At 70.8% G+C, this 14,607-nt stretch carries 15 protein-coding genes; 9 read left to right on the top strand and 6 right to left on the bottom strand.

Annotation, left to right across the window (positions count from 1 at the left end):
- Positions 1-9 precede the first annotated feature (9 nt).
- From ACBJ32_RS19585 to ACBJ32_RS19575, 3 genes are all read left to right on the top strand, one after another.
- Positions 10-1,419, top strand: a complete 1,410-nt coding sequence (locus ACBJ32_RS19585; RefSeq protein WP_357875704.1) for an NAD-dependent malic enzyme — start codon at positions 10-12, stop codon at positions 1,417-1,419.
- 505 nt (positions 1,420-1,924) lie between these two features.
- Positions 1,925-2,107, top strand: a complete 183-nt coding sequence (locus ACBJ32_RS19580) for a hypothetical protein (RefSeq protein ID WP_375127931.1) — start codon at positions 1,925-1,927, stop codon at positions 2,105-2,107.
- A 9-nt stretch (positions 2,108-2,116) separates the two neighbouring features.
- The gene (locus ACBJ32_RS19575; protein ID WP_375127930.1) at positions 2,117-2,992 is read left to right on the top strand and encodes a Crp/Fnr family transcriptional regulator; all 876 of its coding nucleotides are present in this window, start codon (positions 2,117-2,119) and stop codon (positions 2,990-2,992) included.
- Between the two features lie 33 nt (positions 2,993-3,025).
- Here the strand turns inward: ACBJ32_RS19575 and ACBJ32_RS19570 are convergent, their stop codons facing one another.
- The 4 genes from ACBJ32_RS19570 to ACBJ32_RS19555 all read right to left on the bottom strand — a co-directional run bounded on the left by ACBJ32_RS19570 (position 3,026) and on the right by ACBJ32_RS19555 (position 7,426).
- Positions 3,026-3,523: a hypothetical protein gene (locus ACBJ32_RS19570; protein ID WP_357875698.1), complete on the bottom strand. Its 498-nt coding sequence runs from the start codon at positions 3,521-3,523 to the stop codon at positions 3,026-3,028.
- A 47-nt stretch (positions 3,524-3,570) separates the two neighbouring features.
- Positions 3,571-5,121 carry a glycerol-3-phosphate dehydrogenase/oxidase gene (locus ACBJ32_RS19565; protein ID WP_375127929.1) on the bottom strand — a complete coding sequence of 517 codons (1,551 nt, stop codon included), beginning with the start codon at positions 5,119-5,121 and terminating at the stop codon, positions 3,571-3,573.
- 5 nt (positions 5,122-5,126) lie between these two features.
- Positions 5,127-6,605: a glycerol kinase GlpK gene (gene glpK, locus ACBJ32_RS19560; protein ID WP_375127928.1), complete on the bottom strand. Its 1,479-nt coding sequence runs from the start codon at positions 6,603-6,605 to the stop codon at positions 5,127-5,129.
- Between the two features lie 74 nt (positions 6,606-6,679).
- Positions 6,680-7,426 carry an IclR family transcriptional regulator gene (locus tag ACBJ32_RS19555; RefSeq protein WP_375127927.1) on the bottom strand — a complete coding sequence of 249 codons (747 nt, stop codon included), beginning with the start codon at positions 7,424-7,426 and terminating at the stop codon, positions 6,680-6,682.
- Positions 7,427-7,518: 92 nt separating this feature from the next.
- On the opposite strand from ACBJ32_RS19555, the gene ACBJ32_RS19550 reads away from it, so the two are divergent.
- Positions 7,519-8,145, top strand: a complete 627-nt coding sequence (locus tag ACBJ32_RS19550; RefSeq protein WP_357875690.1) for a TetR/AcrR family transcriptional regulator — start codon at positions 7,519-7,521, stop codon at positions 8,143-8,145.
- An 81-nt stretch (positions 8,146-8,226) separates the two neighbouring features.
- Here ACBJ32_RS19550 and ACBJ32_RS19545 read toward each other — a convergent pair whose 3' ends face one another.
- Positions 8,227-8,754: a hypothetical protein gene (locus ACBJ32_RS19545; RefSeq protein ID WP_357875688.1), complete on the bottom strand. Its 528-nt coding sequence runs from the start codon at positions 8,752-8,754 to the stop codon at positions 8,227-8,229.
- 110 nt (positions 8,755-8,864) lie between these two features.
- On the opposite strand from ACBJ32_RS19545, the gene ACBJ32_RS19540 reads away from it, so the two are divergent.
- A complete protein-coding gene (locus tag ACBJ32_RS19540) occupies positions 8,865-9,443 on the top strand; it encodes a YqgE/AlgH family protein (protein ID WP_080042458.1) in 579 nt (192 codons plus the stop codon).
- Here ACBJ32_RS19540 and ACBJ32_RS19535 read toward each other — a convergent pair whose 3' ends face one another.
- Positions 9,444-10,052, bottom strand: coding sequence for a TetR family transcriptional regulator (locus tag ACBJ32_RS19535; protein ID WP_357875684.1), 609 nt, complete (start codon positions 10,050-10,052; stop codon positions 9,444-9,446).
- 160 nt (positions 10,053-10,212) lie between these two features.
- On the opposite strand from ACBJ32_RS19535, the gene ACBJ32_RS19530 reads away from it, so the two are divergent.
- From ACBJ32_RS19530 to ACBJ32_RS19515, 4 genes are all read left to right on the top strand, one after another.
- On the top strand, positions 10,213-11,808 hold the full coding sequence (locus ACBJ32_RS19530) for an MFS transporter (RefSeq protein ID WP_375127926.1): 1,596 nt from the start codon (positions 10,213-10,215) through the stop codon (positions 11,806-11,808).
- 90 nt (positions 11,809-11,898) lie between these two features.
- Positions 11,899-12,159, top strand: coding sequence for a DUF3039 domain-containing protein (locus tag ACBJ32_RS19525; protein ID WP_357875681.1), 261 nt, complete (start codon positions 11,899-11,901; stop codon positions 12,157-12,159).
- Positions 12,160-12,239: 80 nt separating this feature from the next.
- Positions 12,240-13,190 carry a zinc metalloprotease gene (locus ACBJ32_RS19520; protein ID WP_375127925.1) on the top strand — a complete coding sequence of 317 codons (951 nt, stop codon included), beginning with the start codon at positions 12,240-12,242 and terminating at the stop codon, positions 13,188-13,190.
- Positions 13,191-13,211: 21 nt separating this feature from the next.
- Positions 13,212-14,603: an MFS transporter gene (locus ACBJ32_RS19515; RefSeq protein WP_375127924.1), complete on the top strand. Its 1,392-nt coding sequence runs from the start codon at positions 13,212-13,214 to the stop codon at positions 14,601-14,603.
- Positions 14,604-14,607: the final 4 nt, after the last annotated feature.

Here is a 14,607-nt window from a genome sequence, read left to right as displayed (position 1 = left end):
GCGATTGACGTGGCGACCGTCCCGAGTGTGTCGTACTCCATCACCGTGCGTCTCGAGGTGCCGGCCGGCGGCAAGGCCGTCAGCCAGCTCACCCACGCCGTAGAGTCGGCAGGGGGCGTCGTGACCGCCCTAGACGTCACCAACGCGGGGCACGAGAAGCTCCGCATCGACGTCACCTGCGCGGCCAGGGACACCGACCACGCCCAGGCCATCGTCGACCAGCTCGAGGCGGTCGAGGGCGTCGTCATCCACAAGGTGTCCGACCGCACGTTCCTCATGCATCTCGGCGGCAAGATCGAGATGAAGTCCAAGGTGCCGCTGCGCAACCGCGACGAGCTGTCCATGGCGTACACGCCGGGCGTGGCGCGCGTGTCGATGGCGATCGCCCGCAACAAGGAGGACGCGCGGCGCCTGACCATCAAGCGCAACACCGTGGCCGTGGTCACCGACGGCTCGGCCGTCCTGGGGCTGGGCAACATCGGGCCGGAGGCGGCGCTGCCGGTCATGGAGGGCAAGGCGGCGCTGTTCAAGCGTTTCGCCGGCATCGACGCGTGGCCGATCTGCCTCGACACGCAGGACGTCGACGAGATCGTCCGTACCGTGCAGGTGATCGCGCCCGGCTTCGGCGGGATCAACCTGGAGGACATCGGCGCACCGCGTTGCTTCGAGGTGGAGCGGCGGCTGCGCGAGCTGCTCGACATCCCGGTCTTCCACGACGACCAGCACGGCACGGCGATCTGCGTGCTGGCCGCGCTCACCAACGCGCTGCGCGTGGTGAACAAGAACATCGAGAACGTCAAGATCACCATGGCGGGCGCGGGCGCGGCGGGCAACGCCGTGCTGCGGCTGCTGCTGGCCGCCGGCGCCCGCAACGTCGTCGTCTGCGACTACCTCGGCGCCGTGCACAAGGGCCGCGACGACCTCGACGAGTCGCTGCGCTGGATCGCCGACCACACCAACGCCGAGGGTTACTCCGGCGACCTGCGCGGGGCGGTCAAGGGCGCCGACGTGTTCGTGGGGGTCTCCGCCCCGGGCATCCTGACCGGCGACGACATCGCCACGATGGCCACGGACGCGGTGGTGTTCGCGCTGGCCAACCCGGAGCCCGAGGTGTCGCCCGACGACGCCCGCGAGCACGCCGCCGTGGTCGCCACGGGCCGCTCCGACTACCCGAACCAGATCAACAACGTGCTGGCCTTCCCCGGCGTGTTCCGGGGGCTGCTCGACGCGCAGGCGAGCGGGGTGACGCAGGAGATGCTGCTGGCCGCCGCGAACGCCCTGGCCGCCGTGGTCACGCCCGAGGAGCTGGGCCCGAACTACATCATCCCGAGCGTCTTCCACCCGGACGTGGCCACCGCCGTGGCGGCGGCGGTCCGCGAGTCCGCCGGTGGCCGGGCGCGAGGGTTCACCGAGGCGTAAAGCCCCCAGGGCAGCAGAGCAGCAGGCCCCCGCCGGAACACCTCCGGCGGGGGCCTGCTGTGGTTTTGGGCTGTTCCGCCGCCGGACGGGGAGGTGAGAGCCCGGGCTACCACCCCCGGCGCTCTCACCTCCCGCGAGCTGACGGCTCAACATGCTCGGCAAAGAGGCTGGAGCATCAGCACTCCCATCGAACCCCATCGGCGGCGCGACCCGGGATGAGGGTCGGATCGGGGAGGGAAGACTCGTTCCCGAGTGGTAAGAAACACCCTCTGGGCGGAAGTTTGTTTTCTCCGGGTGGATGAATTTTCTCCTCCGGTGATTCTGCGCCATGGCGGATTTGCCGCGCCTTCCGGCTGGTCGGGGTTGATATTTCGGGACCGTCCTGTCGCAAACGACTGATTTCTGGCGTGAATCTCGCCCTGGCCTTAAGGTCGTCCTGTGCGGGCCCGCTACCAAGTCCGGAAAAAATGAAACATGCTCGGCAAAGAGGCGAAATGGAGAACAAATGCGAGATCAATTCACCATTGTCATCGGTGCTCTCGTGGCCTCAGCCCTCATGGGCGTCATCGGCCACGCCGCCGTACGTCTGGCGAAAGCGGCTCCAGGTGCCGTGGTGCGCGCGCTGCTCGCGCTCGCCGTCGCACTCGGCGCCATCCCGGCGGTCCTGTACGCCCTCTACGGCTCCTAGGCCATGTCCATGGATCGCCTTCCTCCCCAGCGTGCGGGCCAGGTCAACTTCTGGCGGCACCTGCCGAAACTCGAGCGGGACGCGCTCACGCGCGTAGGAACCGAGCGCTCCGTCGAAGCCGGCGAGGCCCTGCCGGTGCGTGACGAACCCGGCATCACCGTCGTCACGGCAGGCGCCTGGATCCGGCTTCAGGCGGGTAGCGCACGCGCCAGCCGCAGCATCATCGACCTGGCCGCGCCGGGCGACCTCGTCAGCGCCCTGCATCCGACCGATCCCGCGGGCCCTCAATGGCTCGGTGAAATGGCCGACATTCATGGAGCCGTGCTCGCGCGGGGCAGAATTCTCGACGTCGCCCAGGAGATGATCCCGATCGTTCTCGGGGATCTGCCCCATATCCAGAATCTCATCAGGACGATACAGGCCGAGCAACTGCACTTCGCCAGGCAGTTGCAGGCCGTGCGGCGGCTCAAGATAGACGTACGCCTTTCACGTCTGCTGCTCAGCCTGCTTCACCGGTTCGGCGAGCGGCCCGTGGCCAACCGCAACGTTCTCGCGCCGCCGCTGTCACAAGCGGATCTGGCGGCGTGGGTCGGGGCCAGCGAGACCTCCATCGGGCGGATCCTCCGCCAGTGGCGCGACGACGGCCTCGTGCGCAGCGGCTACTCGTGGGTCTCCATCGAGGACAGAAAGTCCCTGCGCGACCTCGCGAACTCCTCGGCCGTGCCCTACGCCAGGTATCCCGCGCCCGGGAGACGGAGGATGACGTCCGGCTCCGCCGCCTCCGCGCAGAGGAGGATCATGCCCCGGATGGCCGGCCTGGACCTCGCCGGCGACCTGCCGCCCGGGCTGCACGCCCCGCAGCGGGCCGAGGGGTATCGCGGGTGAACGGCGCGGGGCCGCCCACCTGTCATGCGGCGCCTACGACGTGACGTTCGACGCGGTGATCGCGGGCATCAGGCGGTAGCTCTCCTGGAAGACCAGGTTGTGCGCGTCGCCGGCCGCGATCACCCGCAGCGTGTCGAGCTGCCCGGCCGCGTCCGACTCGTCGAAGACGTTCAGCGGCCAGTCGCCGACCGTGTTGCCGCGCAGGTGCGGGTGGTGGAAGTCGCAGCCGAAGTGGGCCACCACCGCGATCGGCTGGACACCGCTCTCGCGCTGCTGCGGCCACGTGAGCGACCACATCGCGTTCAGGCCGCCCTCGCGCGACCGGGTGACCCCGCTGGCCACCACCTCCCCGGTGCCGAGCAGCAGGTCGGCGTTGGCCTCGTCGAGCGCCCGGCGCGCCACGGGGTCGAGGAGCTCGACGGCCCTGGCGAACACGCGTTCCTTGTCCTCCCGCGTGACGGCGTTGCCGTGGTCGCCGTCGCGCAGGTCCGTGAAGTGCCTGAGCAGGGCTTCGTTGATGGGAGTGCGCATGCCCACCCCCTGCCCAGGCTGAGCGCCTGGCCACCTCCCCGCGCGAGTCAGGTCAGCAGCGCAGCGATCCTGGTGCGCACGTCCTGCGTGTCGAGGCCGCGTACGGTGAGCGTGGTGCGCCGGCGTACGACGTCGTCCACCGTGGCCGCCCACTCGTGGTCGCGGGCGTAGACCGCCTGGGCCCAGATGTCCGGCCCGCCGGGGTGGATGCGCTCGCCGAGCGCCGGGTCCTCCCTGATGAGCCGGGCCAGCTCGAACGCGATCGACCCGTAGTGCGTGGCCAGGTGCCTGGCCACCAGCGGGTCCATGCGCGTGCCCGGGTCGCGGTCGGTCCACAGCCGCATGGCGACCGCGTCGGGGCTGGCCAGGCCGGGCAGCGGCACGGCCGGCAGGATGTCGGCCAGGTCGTCGCCCAGGGGCCGCCCCGGCAGGTGGGCGAGGATGTCGAGCACGTGCTTGCCGATGTGCCGGTAGGTCGTCCACTTCCCGCCGGCCACCGACAACATGCCGCCCGAGCCGCGGCTCAGCACCGTCTCGCGCTTGGCCGCCGTCACCTGCCCGGGGCCGCCGGGCAGCACGCGCAGGCCGGCGAAGGCGTAGGTGATGTCCTCGCGCCTGAGCTGCTCGTCGCGCACGGAGTGGCCCGCCTCGTCGAGGATCTGCGCGAGGTCCGCGTCGGTCGGGCTCACGGCGCCGGGATCGCCCTCGTACGGCTCGTCCGTGGTGCCCAGCAGCAGGTGGTCCTCCCACGGGATCGCGAACGACACCCGGTACTTGTCGATCGGCGTGGTCAGCGCCGCCTTCCACGGCTCGTGCCGGCGCAGCACCAGGTGGGCGCCCTTGGACAGCCGGATGCTCGGCGCGGCGTCCGGGTCCTCCATCCGCCGCAGGTGGTCCACCCACGGGCCGGTGGCGTTCAGGACGAGCCGGGCGGACACGCCGAACTCCGCGCCGTCGAGCCGGTCGCGCAGCTCGGCGCCCGTCACGCTGCCGGACGTCTTGCGCAGCCCGACGACCTCGGCGTGGTTGAGCACGGTCGCGCCCGCGTCCACGGCCGCCCGCACGGTCATGACCGCGACGCGGCTGTCGTTCATCTGGTGGTCGCCGTAGACGGCGGCGGCCCGCAGACCCTCCGTACGCAGCGCGGGCACCTTGGCCAGCGCCTGGTGCGGCGTGATCACCTTGCCCATGCCGTCGCCGAACACCGACAGCGCCGAGTACAGGAACACGCCCGCGCCCAGCTTGGCGGCCCCGTGCGGTCCGCCCTTGTAGATCGGGACCAGGAACGTCAGCGGCTTGACCAGGTGCGGCGCGATGTCGGCGGCCAGGGCGCGCCGCTCGCGGTGGTTCTCCGCCACCAGCTTGACGTTGCCGGTCTGCAGGTAGCGCAGGCCGCCGTGGACGAGCTTGGAGGAGGCGCTGGAGGTGGCCCCGGCGAAGTCGCCGGCGTCCACCATCGCCACCCGCAGCCCCGCCTGGGCGGCCATCCAGGTCACCGACGTGCCGAGGATGCCGCCTCCGATCACGAGCAGGTCGTAGGCGGTGGTGGACAGCTCCTGCCGGACCTCCGCCCGGTCGGTGCCGATCGCGGTCGTCATCGCTGTCATCCCTCCTGCTCGACCCAGCCCAGGGTGCGGGCCACGGCCTTCTTCCAGTTGCGGTACTCGCGTTCGCGAGCCGCCTCGTCGATCGTGGGCCGCCACTCGGCGGCCTTGTGCCAGTTGGCGCTCAGGGTGTCGAGGTCCGGCCAGTAGCCGGTGGCCAGGCCGGCGGCGTACGCGGCGCCGAGCGCGGTCGTCTCGGCCACCATGGGCCGGATCACCGGCACGGCCAGCACGTCGGCGAGCGTCTGCATGAGCAGGTTGTCGGCGGTCATGCCGCCGTCGGCCCGCAGGGTCGTCAGGTCGAGCCCCGAGTCGGCGTTCATGGCGTCCACGACCTCGCGCGTCTGCCACGCCGTGGCCTCCAGCACGGCCCGCGCGATGTGCCCCTTGTTCACGAAGCCGGTCAGCCCCGCGATCACCCCGCGCGCGTCCGAGCGCCAGTGCGGCGCGAACAGCCCGGAGAAGGCCGGGACGAAGTAGCAGCCGCCGTTGTCGTCGACCGTCTTGGCCAGCGTCTCGATCTCGGCCGCGCTGGAGATCAGGCCCAGGTTGTCGCGCAGCCACTGCACGAGGGAGCCGGTGACCGCGATGGCGCCCTCCAGCGCGTACGTGGCGGGCCCGTCGCCGATCCGGTAGCCGACGGTGGTCAGCAGGCCGTGCTTGGAGACGACCGGGTGCCGGCCGGTGTTCATCAGCAGGAAGCTGCCCGAGCCGTAGGTGCTCTTGGTCTCGCCCGGCGCGAAGCAGGTCTGCCCGAACAGCGCCGCCTGCTGGTCGCCGAGCGCCGAGGCCACCGGGACGCCGGCCTCGGTGTGGCCGTAGACCTCGGCGGACGGGCGGATCTCGGGCAGCATCGCGCGCGGCACGCCCATCGCGGCGAGCAGTTCGTCGTCCCAGGCCAGGGTGTGGATGTTCATCAGCATCGTGCGGCTGGCGTTGGTCACGTCGGTGATGTGGCGGCCCGTGAGGTTCCACAGCAGCCAGCTGTCCATCGTGCCGAACAGCACCTCGCCGCGCTCGGCCCGCTCCCGCAGCCCGTACGCGTCGAGCAGCCAGCGGATCTTCGGGCCGGCGAAGTAGGTGGCCAGCGGCAGCCCGGACCGGTCCTTGAACAGGCCCTCGTGCTCGGCCAGCGCGCGCGTGAGCGCGTCGGTGCGGGTGTCCTGCCAGACGACCGTGGGGCAGACGGGGCGGCCGGTGGCGCGGTCCCACAGGACGGTGGTCTCGCGCTGGTTGGTGATGCCGAGGGCGGCGATCTGGGCGTCCTCGATGCCGGCCCCGCCGACCGCCTCGGTCAGGACGGTCCGCACGTTCTGCCAGATCTCGTCCGCGTCGTGCTCGACCCAGCCCGGCTTGGGGAAGATCTGGCGGTGCTCGCGCTGGGCGACGGAGATGATGTTGCCGGCCTCGTCGAACACGATGCACCGGCTGGACGTGGTGCCCTGGTCGATGGCTGCGACGTAGTGCGGTCGAGGCACTGGGTTCCTCGCAAGGCTCATGGTTCGACAATGCCGAACGAATGGTATGTGGTCCGTCGAAGCTTGTTCAAGTGTCATCGGGCGAGGTCGCGGGTGATGGCCCGGGCGGCGTCGCGTACGTAGGAGACGAACTCCATGTCGAGCCGGCCGTCCGTGGCCAGCCGCTCGACCGCGCCGCGGATGCCGATGGCGCCCACCACGAGGCCGCGCGGGTCCTTGATCGGGGCGGCGATGGCCACCTCGCCCTCCGTCAGCTCCTCCATCTCGGCCGCCCAGCCCCGCGCCCTGACCTGGTCGAGCTCCGCCTCCAGGGCCGCCGGGTCGACGATCGTGCGCCCGGTGCAGGCCTCCAGCGGCGGCGTGCCCTCGCCGTACGGGTCGTGGGCCAGCAGGACCTTGCCCAGGGCGCTGGCGTGCGTCGGCAGGTACGTGCCCACCTGCAGCGTCTGCATGCTGTCGTCGGGCCGGAAGACGTGGTGGATGACCAGGACGTGCCCCTCGTGCAGGGTGCCGATCCAGGCGCTCTCCCTGCTGCGGCCCGCCAGCGCGTCGGCCCAGTTGATGGCGCGGGTGCGCAGCTCGTTGACGTCGAGGTAGCTGCTGCCCAGATGGAGCAGCGTGGCGCCGAGCCGGTACTTGCCCGTGGCCGCGTCCTGCTCGACGAAGCCCACGTGGACCAGGGTGCGCAGGATGCCGTGCAGCGTCCCTTTCGGCAGGCCCAGAGCCCGGGCCAGCTCGGCCACCCCGAGTTGCCGTGGACCGGAGGCGAGCAGCCGTAGGATCGCGGCGGCGCGCTCCACCGATTGAATCGTCTCTCCCACAACGGGAACCCTAACGCAGTTCGGCAATGCCGAACACCTGCCTTAACGGGAAAAGTGTGCCGCTAATGTGTCTGTTGCGAGAAGGAGACTTGATGGACCAACTTTCCCGCTCGGCGGGAACCGTGCGGCCGGGGGGCCGCACAGCCCGGGTGCGCGCGGCCGTCCTGGAGGCGACCCAGGACGAGCTGGTCGAGCGCGGCTTCCACGGCCTGACCATGGATCAGGTCGCGGCCAGGGCAGGCGTCGGCAAGACCACCGTCTACCGGCGCTGGGGGAGCACCCCCGGACTGGTGGCCGACCTCATGAACGAGCTGGCCAACCAGTCCTCCGACCACGCCGACACGGGGAGCGTCGAGGAGGACCTGCGCGCCAACGCGCTGGCCGTGCTCGACGCGCTCAACGACGGGCGGCTCGGGGTGACGTTCCAGGCGGTCATCGCCGCCGCCACCTCCGACGAGCAGGCGGCCCAGGCGTTGCGCGCCTTCTACCTGCGCCGCATCGAGGAGTGGGCCAAGGTCGTGGACCTGGCCGTGCGGCGGGGCGAGCTGCCCGAGGGCACCGACGGCGGTGAGGTGATCAGGGCCGTCTCGGCGCCGCTCTACTACCGGCTGGTGGTCACGAGGGAGCCGGTGACGCGGGTGGTCGCCGAGCAGTCCGTGGCCCGCACGCTGGCCGCCGCCAGGGCCGGGGCGTTCGTCGTGGCGGCCCCGCCAGGCTGAAGCGGAGCCTGGGCAGTCGTGACAGGGCCGCCCGGGCGTGCGCGACCCGCGCGGCCTGTGCGGCGACTGGCCTGACCGGCGTCACATGCTCGATCGGGGCCAGATCGAGCCGTACCACCACAGGATCCCGCCCATCACCACGAGGCCGCCCGCCGTGGCCAGCTTCCCCATCAGATCGGCGGGCGGGCCCGTGTAGGGCAGGTGGCCGTGGCGTCGATGCCCCCAGGGGCAGTCGTTGTGGACGTGGCTGGAGTCGATCAGCGTCTCCGGCTCGTGGTCGCTCACCGAGTACGCCTCGATCTCGGCGCCGCTGCCCCTGCCCACCGGCACGTGCCGGACGATGGTCTTGCGGGCCGGGATCGAGCCGCTCGCCACGCTGGTGCCGTCGGCCTTCAGGTCGAAGCGGGCGAGCTGGCGGGTCTGGTTGTGCAGCCGTACGGCCACCTTGCCCGAGCGGCAGCCCACGTCGTCCACGGTCATCGTGAACGGGTCGCCGCCGTCGTGCCGGGGCCAGGGCCAGTCGCGCGACTGGGCGTCGGAGACGGAGGGGAGCAGCGCGATGGCGCCCAGCGGCAGGGCGGCCAGGATGAGGCGAATACCGGTACGCATATGATCCCCCAAGCGCGATTTTCGCTACCTAAAGTTCCCAAGCGTGCACGAAAAGTAACATCGGCACGCTGGGGGAGCGCGCACCCCTGCAGGTACTTCATGATGGATGTATGGCGGAAGCGATCTACGTCGGCGGGTTGCTGGTGGCGACGCCACTTCTCGACGACCCCAACTTCCGGCGTAGCGTCGTGCTGATTCTCGAACACGACCACGACGGCGGCACCCTGGGCGTCGTGCTGAACCGGCCCAGTGACATCTCGGTGACGCAGGTGCTGCCTGTGTGGGATCCCCTCGTGACCGGCCCCTCGGTGCTCTTCGAGGGCGGGCCCGTGCAGACCGACAGCGCGCTGGCGCTGGCGGCGGTGCCGAGCGGGGAGGAGCCGCTGGGCTGGCGCCGGCTGCACGCCGGCACCGACGCCGTGGCCCGGCTGGGCACGGTCGACCTGGACGCGCCGCCGGAGATCCTGCAGGGGGAGATCGCGCAGATGCGCATCTTCGCGGGGTACGCGGGCTGGACGTCGGGCCAGCTCGAGAGCGAGATCGCCGAAGGCGCCTGGTACGTCGTCGACTCCGAGGTCGGCGACACCTTCCACGCCGACCCGACCTCGCTGTGGCGGCAGGTGCTCCGGCGCCAGCGCGGCGAGCTGGCCTTCGTGGCGACCTGCCCCGACGACCCCACGATGAACTAGCTACAGGTCCCAGCCCGGCCGCAGGGAGCGCTCGGCCAGGGCGATGCTCTCCGCCATCCGCTGCCGGACCTCCGTCATCGTGCCGTCGTTGCGCGGGCACTCGAACCCGACGCGCATGGTGGACATCGCGAACGCCACGATCAGGTGCGTGAGCTGATCCTGGTCGGGGTCGACGCCCCTGCGCGCGGCGATCACCTCGGCCAGGTGCCGCTCGGTCTGGGCGCCCCTGGCCGCCGACAGGCCGACCAGGCGCGGGTGTTCGTCGAGCAGCCGGCGCAGCTTCAGGAATCTCTCCGCGTCCTCGGGTGTAGCGCTCTCGAGGTCGGCCAGCACGGCGCGATTCGCCTGCATCAGGCAGGTGAAGGGCGGCTCGTCCGGCGGCCGGGCCGCCAGGGCCTCCAGCATGAGGTCCTCGGCGTGGTCGTGGAACAGCAGTACCAGGTGATCCTTGCCGGTGAAGTAGCGGAAGAAGGTGCGCGGGGAGATCTCGACGGCCCCCGCTATCTGCTCGATCGTGGTCGACTCGTATCCTTGTTCGAGGAACAAGTCCAGCGCCGCGTCGAGGATCGCCAGGCGCGTCTTCTCCTTCTTGCGTTCCCGAAGACCCACTGTGGTCACTCCCTCGAAACCTTTCTGTCACAGTGTGCCATAAGTCATAGGACGACGAATAAAAGTCGTTTGTCACACGTCACAGGCTGACAGTAGATTACCGGAGGCTTACGAGATCTATGCCCCGGTGTGGGGCGATACGGGTACTTGAGGGGGATTCATGGCTGATACGAAGGCGGTGGCCGCACCGTCCTCGTCTGGCCCTGGCAAGCCGGGGACGGGGGGCAACCCGTGGCTTGTGCTGCTGGCGGTGAGCCTTGGTGTGATCATGGTGATGCTCGACGGCACGGTCGTCGGCATCGCCAACCCGGTCATCCAGGCCGACCTGAAGGCGACACTTTCCGACCTGCAGTGGGTGACCAGCGGTTACCTGCTCGCGCTCGCGGTCTTCCTGATCACCGCCGGCAAGCTCGGCGACCTGTTCGGGCACAAGCGGGTGTTCCTCATCGGTGTGGCGGGCTTCGCCCTGACGTCTGTGGGCATCGGGCTCAGCGCCGAGCTGGCCGACATCATTCCCGGGGTCTCCCCGATCGGCGCGCTGATCGGGCTGCGCGTGCTGCAGGGCCTGTTCGGCGCGCTGCTCCAGCCTGCCGCGCTGGCGCTGCTGCGCGGCGCGTTCCCGGGCGAGAAGCTGAACCAGGCGATGGGGGCCTGGGGCGCGATCATCGGCCTGTCCAGCGCCGCCGGCCCGATCGTGGGTGGCGTGCTGGTCGAGAAGGTGAGCTGGGAGTCGGTCTTCTTCATCAACGCGCCCGTCGGCGTCATCGCCCTGATCATGGGCGTGCTGCTGATCAAGGAGAACCGCTCGCAGACGTTCGCGCGCATCGACTGGCTCGGCGTGGTGCTGCTGTCCGGCGCGATGTTCTCGCTGGTCTGGACGATCATCAAGGCCCCCGAGTGGGGCTGGGGCGACAGCACGACGCTGACCTTCGTCGGGGCGTTCGTGGTGCTCCTCGCCGCGTTCGTCTTCTGGCAGAGCAGGGCCAGGCAGCCGCTGGTGCCGCTGTCGCTGTTCGCGAACCCGTCCATCTCCATCGGCACCTTCCTGATGATGATGGTCGCGTTCGCGATGTTCGGCGCGATGTTCTTCCTGGGCTTCTTCTTCCAGGGCGTGCACGGGCTGTCCCCGTTGCAGGCCGGCCTCTACATGCTGCCGATGAGCGCGGGCATGATCGTCGCCTCGCCGCTGGCGGGCATGGCGCTCGGCAGGCTCGGGCCGAAGGTCACGATGGCCGCCGGGCTGCTGATCACCGCGCTCGCGATGTTCCTCATGTCCCGGCTCGGCATCGACGCCTCGTTCATCGAGAGCGGCATCCCGTTCGTGCTGCTGGCCTTCGGCCTCTCGCCGGTCTTCGTGGGCGCCACGGAGATCATCGTGGGTAACGCGCCGGTGGGGCTGAGCGGTGTCGCGGGCGGCCTGCAGCAGTCGGCCATGCAGGTCGGCGGCGCGCTCGGCACCGCGATCCTGGGCGCCGTGATGGCCGCCGAGATCTCCGGCACGCTGCCGGGCCACCTCGGCCCCGCCGCGGCGCAGATCCCGCCGGAGCAGCTGACGCTCCTGGAGAAGGCCGCCGCCTTCGGCCAGGCCCCTCCCGGGCTGCCCGAGCAGATCGGCAACGCCGTCCACCTGTCGTTCATGGACGGCATGCATCTCGCCTTCCTGGTGAGCACCGGCATCGCGGTGCTGACCGCCGCGCTGACGCTCTTCGTCAGGGCCGGCAGGAAGACCGAGGGCGCGCCGGTCCACCTGGGCTGACAGGGCGCTTCCCGCACGGCCTCCGCTCATCCGGGCGGGGGCCGTACGGCGTTGCGGGGGGCGGTCGCGGGCGGGCATAAACTCAATGGGGTGAGCACGAAGATCCTCCCAGAGCAGGAGACCACTCCGCGGACGTCGCACGGCGACGGCGATCACGAGCGGTTCGCCCACTACGCGGACAAGCACAAGATCACCGAGAGCATGGTGACCGGCACGCCCATCCGCGCCCTCTGCGGCAAGGTCTGGGTGCCCAGCCGCGACCCGAAGAAGTACCCGGTCTGCCCGGAGTGCAAGGAGATCTACGAGGGTCTGCCCCAGGGCGGCGGCGAAGGCGACGGCGACAAGCAGTGAGTGTTGCTGTGCGGTAATCCTCCCGCGTGGAGCTACGGTCTGTAGCCAGACCAGCTCGTAACGTAGTGGGAGGACCGCACATGGTCCGGCGCGTGACCGCCGTCTCGTTGGCATGCCTGCTCGCGGCCGGGTTCGTCCCGCCGCTCCAGCCCGCGGCCCTGGCGGCCGGTTGCGAGGTGGTGACACCGCACCCTGCCGCCCGCGCGCACGGGCCCGTTCCCGCGGCTCGCACGCGGGGCCACGGGGCGTGGCAGGTGCCGGGAGGGCCGGGGCCGCGCTCGCCCAAGCCGCAGGACGTCGCCATGGTGATGGCCGAGCTGGGCAAGCGGTTGAGCGGGGTCACGCCGCCGAGCGAGATCACCGTGCCCACGCGGGTGCACGTCATCTCGCCCGGCCCCGACCGCCGGGTCTCCGACCAGGCGGTCCAGGCCCAGATCGACACGCTCAACTCCGCGTACGGCGGCAGGTTCGGCGGCGTGGACACCGGCGTGCGCTTCCGCCTCGACGGGATCTCGGTCAAGGAGCAGGCGGCCTGGTTCAGCGACCCCGTCGGCCACGAGAGAGCCATGAAGAGCACCCTGCACCAGGGCGGGGCCGGCACGCTCAACCTCTACATCGCCCAGCTCAGCGAGCTCATGCTGGGCTTCGCCAGCTACCCCTACTGGTACGCGGGCGCCCCCGCGCTCGACGGCGTGGTGATCGACTGGCGCAGCCTGCCCGGCGGGGCGCTGAGCGACTACAACAAGGGCTTCACCGGCGTGCACGAGATCGGCCACTGGCTCGGCCTGTTCCACACCTTCGAGAACGGCTGCCAGGCGCCAGGCGACGGCATCGACGACACCTCGCCCGAGGCCAGGCCGACCGAGGCGTGCCCGCAGGGCAAGGACACCTGCCCCGGGCAACCGGGCCAGGACCCCGCGCACAACTACATGGACTACGCCCACGACCGGTGCATGTGGGAGTTCACGGTCGGGCAGGCGGACCGGATGCACGAGATGTGGGCGGCATACCGCAACACGCCCGCTGCCTGACATGTCGGGCCCGTCTACGATATGCAGGTGACAGCACCAAAGGCACTCGACGCTCCCCACAAGCCCCCGGGAATCCTCGGCCCCGAGTACCGCACCGCCACCTTAGGCATCCTGCTGGTCGTCACGCTGATCGCCTTCGAGGGCATGTCCGTCGGTGTCGTCATGCCCGCCATCGCCGAGGAGCTCGACGCCCTCGACCTGTACGGGCTCAGCTTCTCCGCCTTCCTCATCGCGAGCCTGTTCATGAACGTGGTGGCCGGGCTCTGGTCGGACCGGCGCGGCTACCGGGTGCCGTTCCTGGCGGGCGTGGTGCTCTTCGCGATCGGCATGGCGCTGGCCGGCGCGGCCGGCTCGGCCGAGCTGTTCCTCCTGGCCCGGGCCGTGCAGGGGCTGGGCGGCGGAGCCTCCATCGTGGCGCTGTACGTGATGATCGCCCGGGTGTACGCCATGGAGGTGCGGCCCAAGGCGTTCGCCGCCGTCTCGGCCGCCTGGGTGGTGCCCGCGATGGTGGGGCCGTCGGTGGCCGGGTTCGTCGGGGAGCAGTGGGGCTGGCGTTACGTCTTCTACGGGATCGTGCCGCTGGTCGTGCCCGCGCTGGTGATGCTCGTACCGGCGCTGCGGATGGGCTCGGCCGCCGAGGCCCAGCCCGGCAGCGGGCCGCGCTCCAGGCCGGTCGAGATGACGCTGGCCGCCACCGCGACGGCCGGCGGGGCGGGGCTGCTGCTGCACGGCGTGGACCGGCTGCACGTCAAGGCCGGGGAGGCCGGCGTGGAGACCGTGGTGGGGCTGGCCCTGCTGGTCTACGGCCTGTACCGGCTGCTGCCGCCCGGCGCGCTGCGGTTCCGGCGTGGGCTGGCCACGACCGTCCTCATGCGGGGGTTCTTCTCTGCCGCCTTCTTCGGCGTGAACGCCTACATCCCGCTGGCGTTGCAGCACGTGAAGTCCTTCGACACCACGTCGGCCGGCATCGCGCTGACGACCGGGGCGCTCGGCTGGTCGGCGGGATCGTTCCTGCAGAGCAGGCGGGCCGGGGAGGCGCACACGCGGATCCGGCTCGGCGCCGGCTGCGTCACCGCCGCGATCCTGGTCTGCCTGCTCTCCGTCGTGCCCGGGGTGACGGGATGGATCTCCGTGCCCGCGTGGATCGTGGCGGGCTTCGGGATGGGGTTCGGCCTCACCACCATCAGCGTCACGGCCATGAGGCAGTCGCCGGTGAACGAGCAGGGGGCGAACTCGGCCGCGCTCTCCGTCACCGACCAGCTCGGCTCGGCGCTGTCGATCGGCATCGGCGGCGCGCTGGTGAACGTGATCGGGCACTCCTCCTCCCAGATCGCCACCGGGTTCCTGGTCATCTGCGGCCTCATGGCGGTCATCTCGCTGAGCGCGACCCTGCTCGCCGGCCGCGTCCGCTGAATTC

This window comes from Nonomuraea sp. GTA35 (assembly GCF_041950525.1).
Taxonomy (GTDB): Bacteria; Actinomycetota; Actinomycetes; order Streptosporangiales; family Streptosporangiaceae; genus Nonomuraea.
The sequence above is the reverse complement of the archived record's forward strand: the minus strand, read 5'-3'. Positions and strand labels throughout refer to the sequence as shown.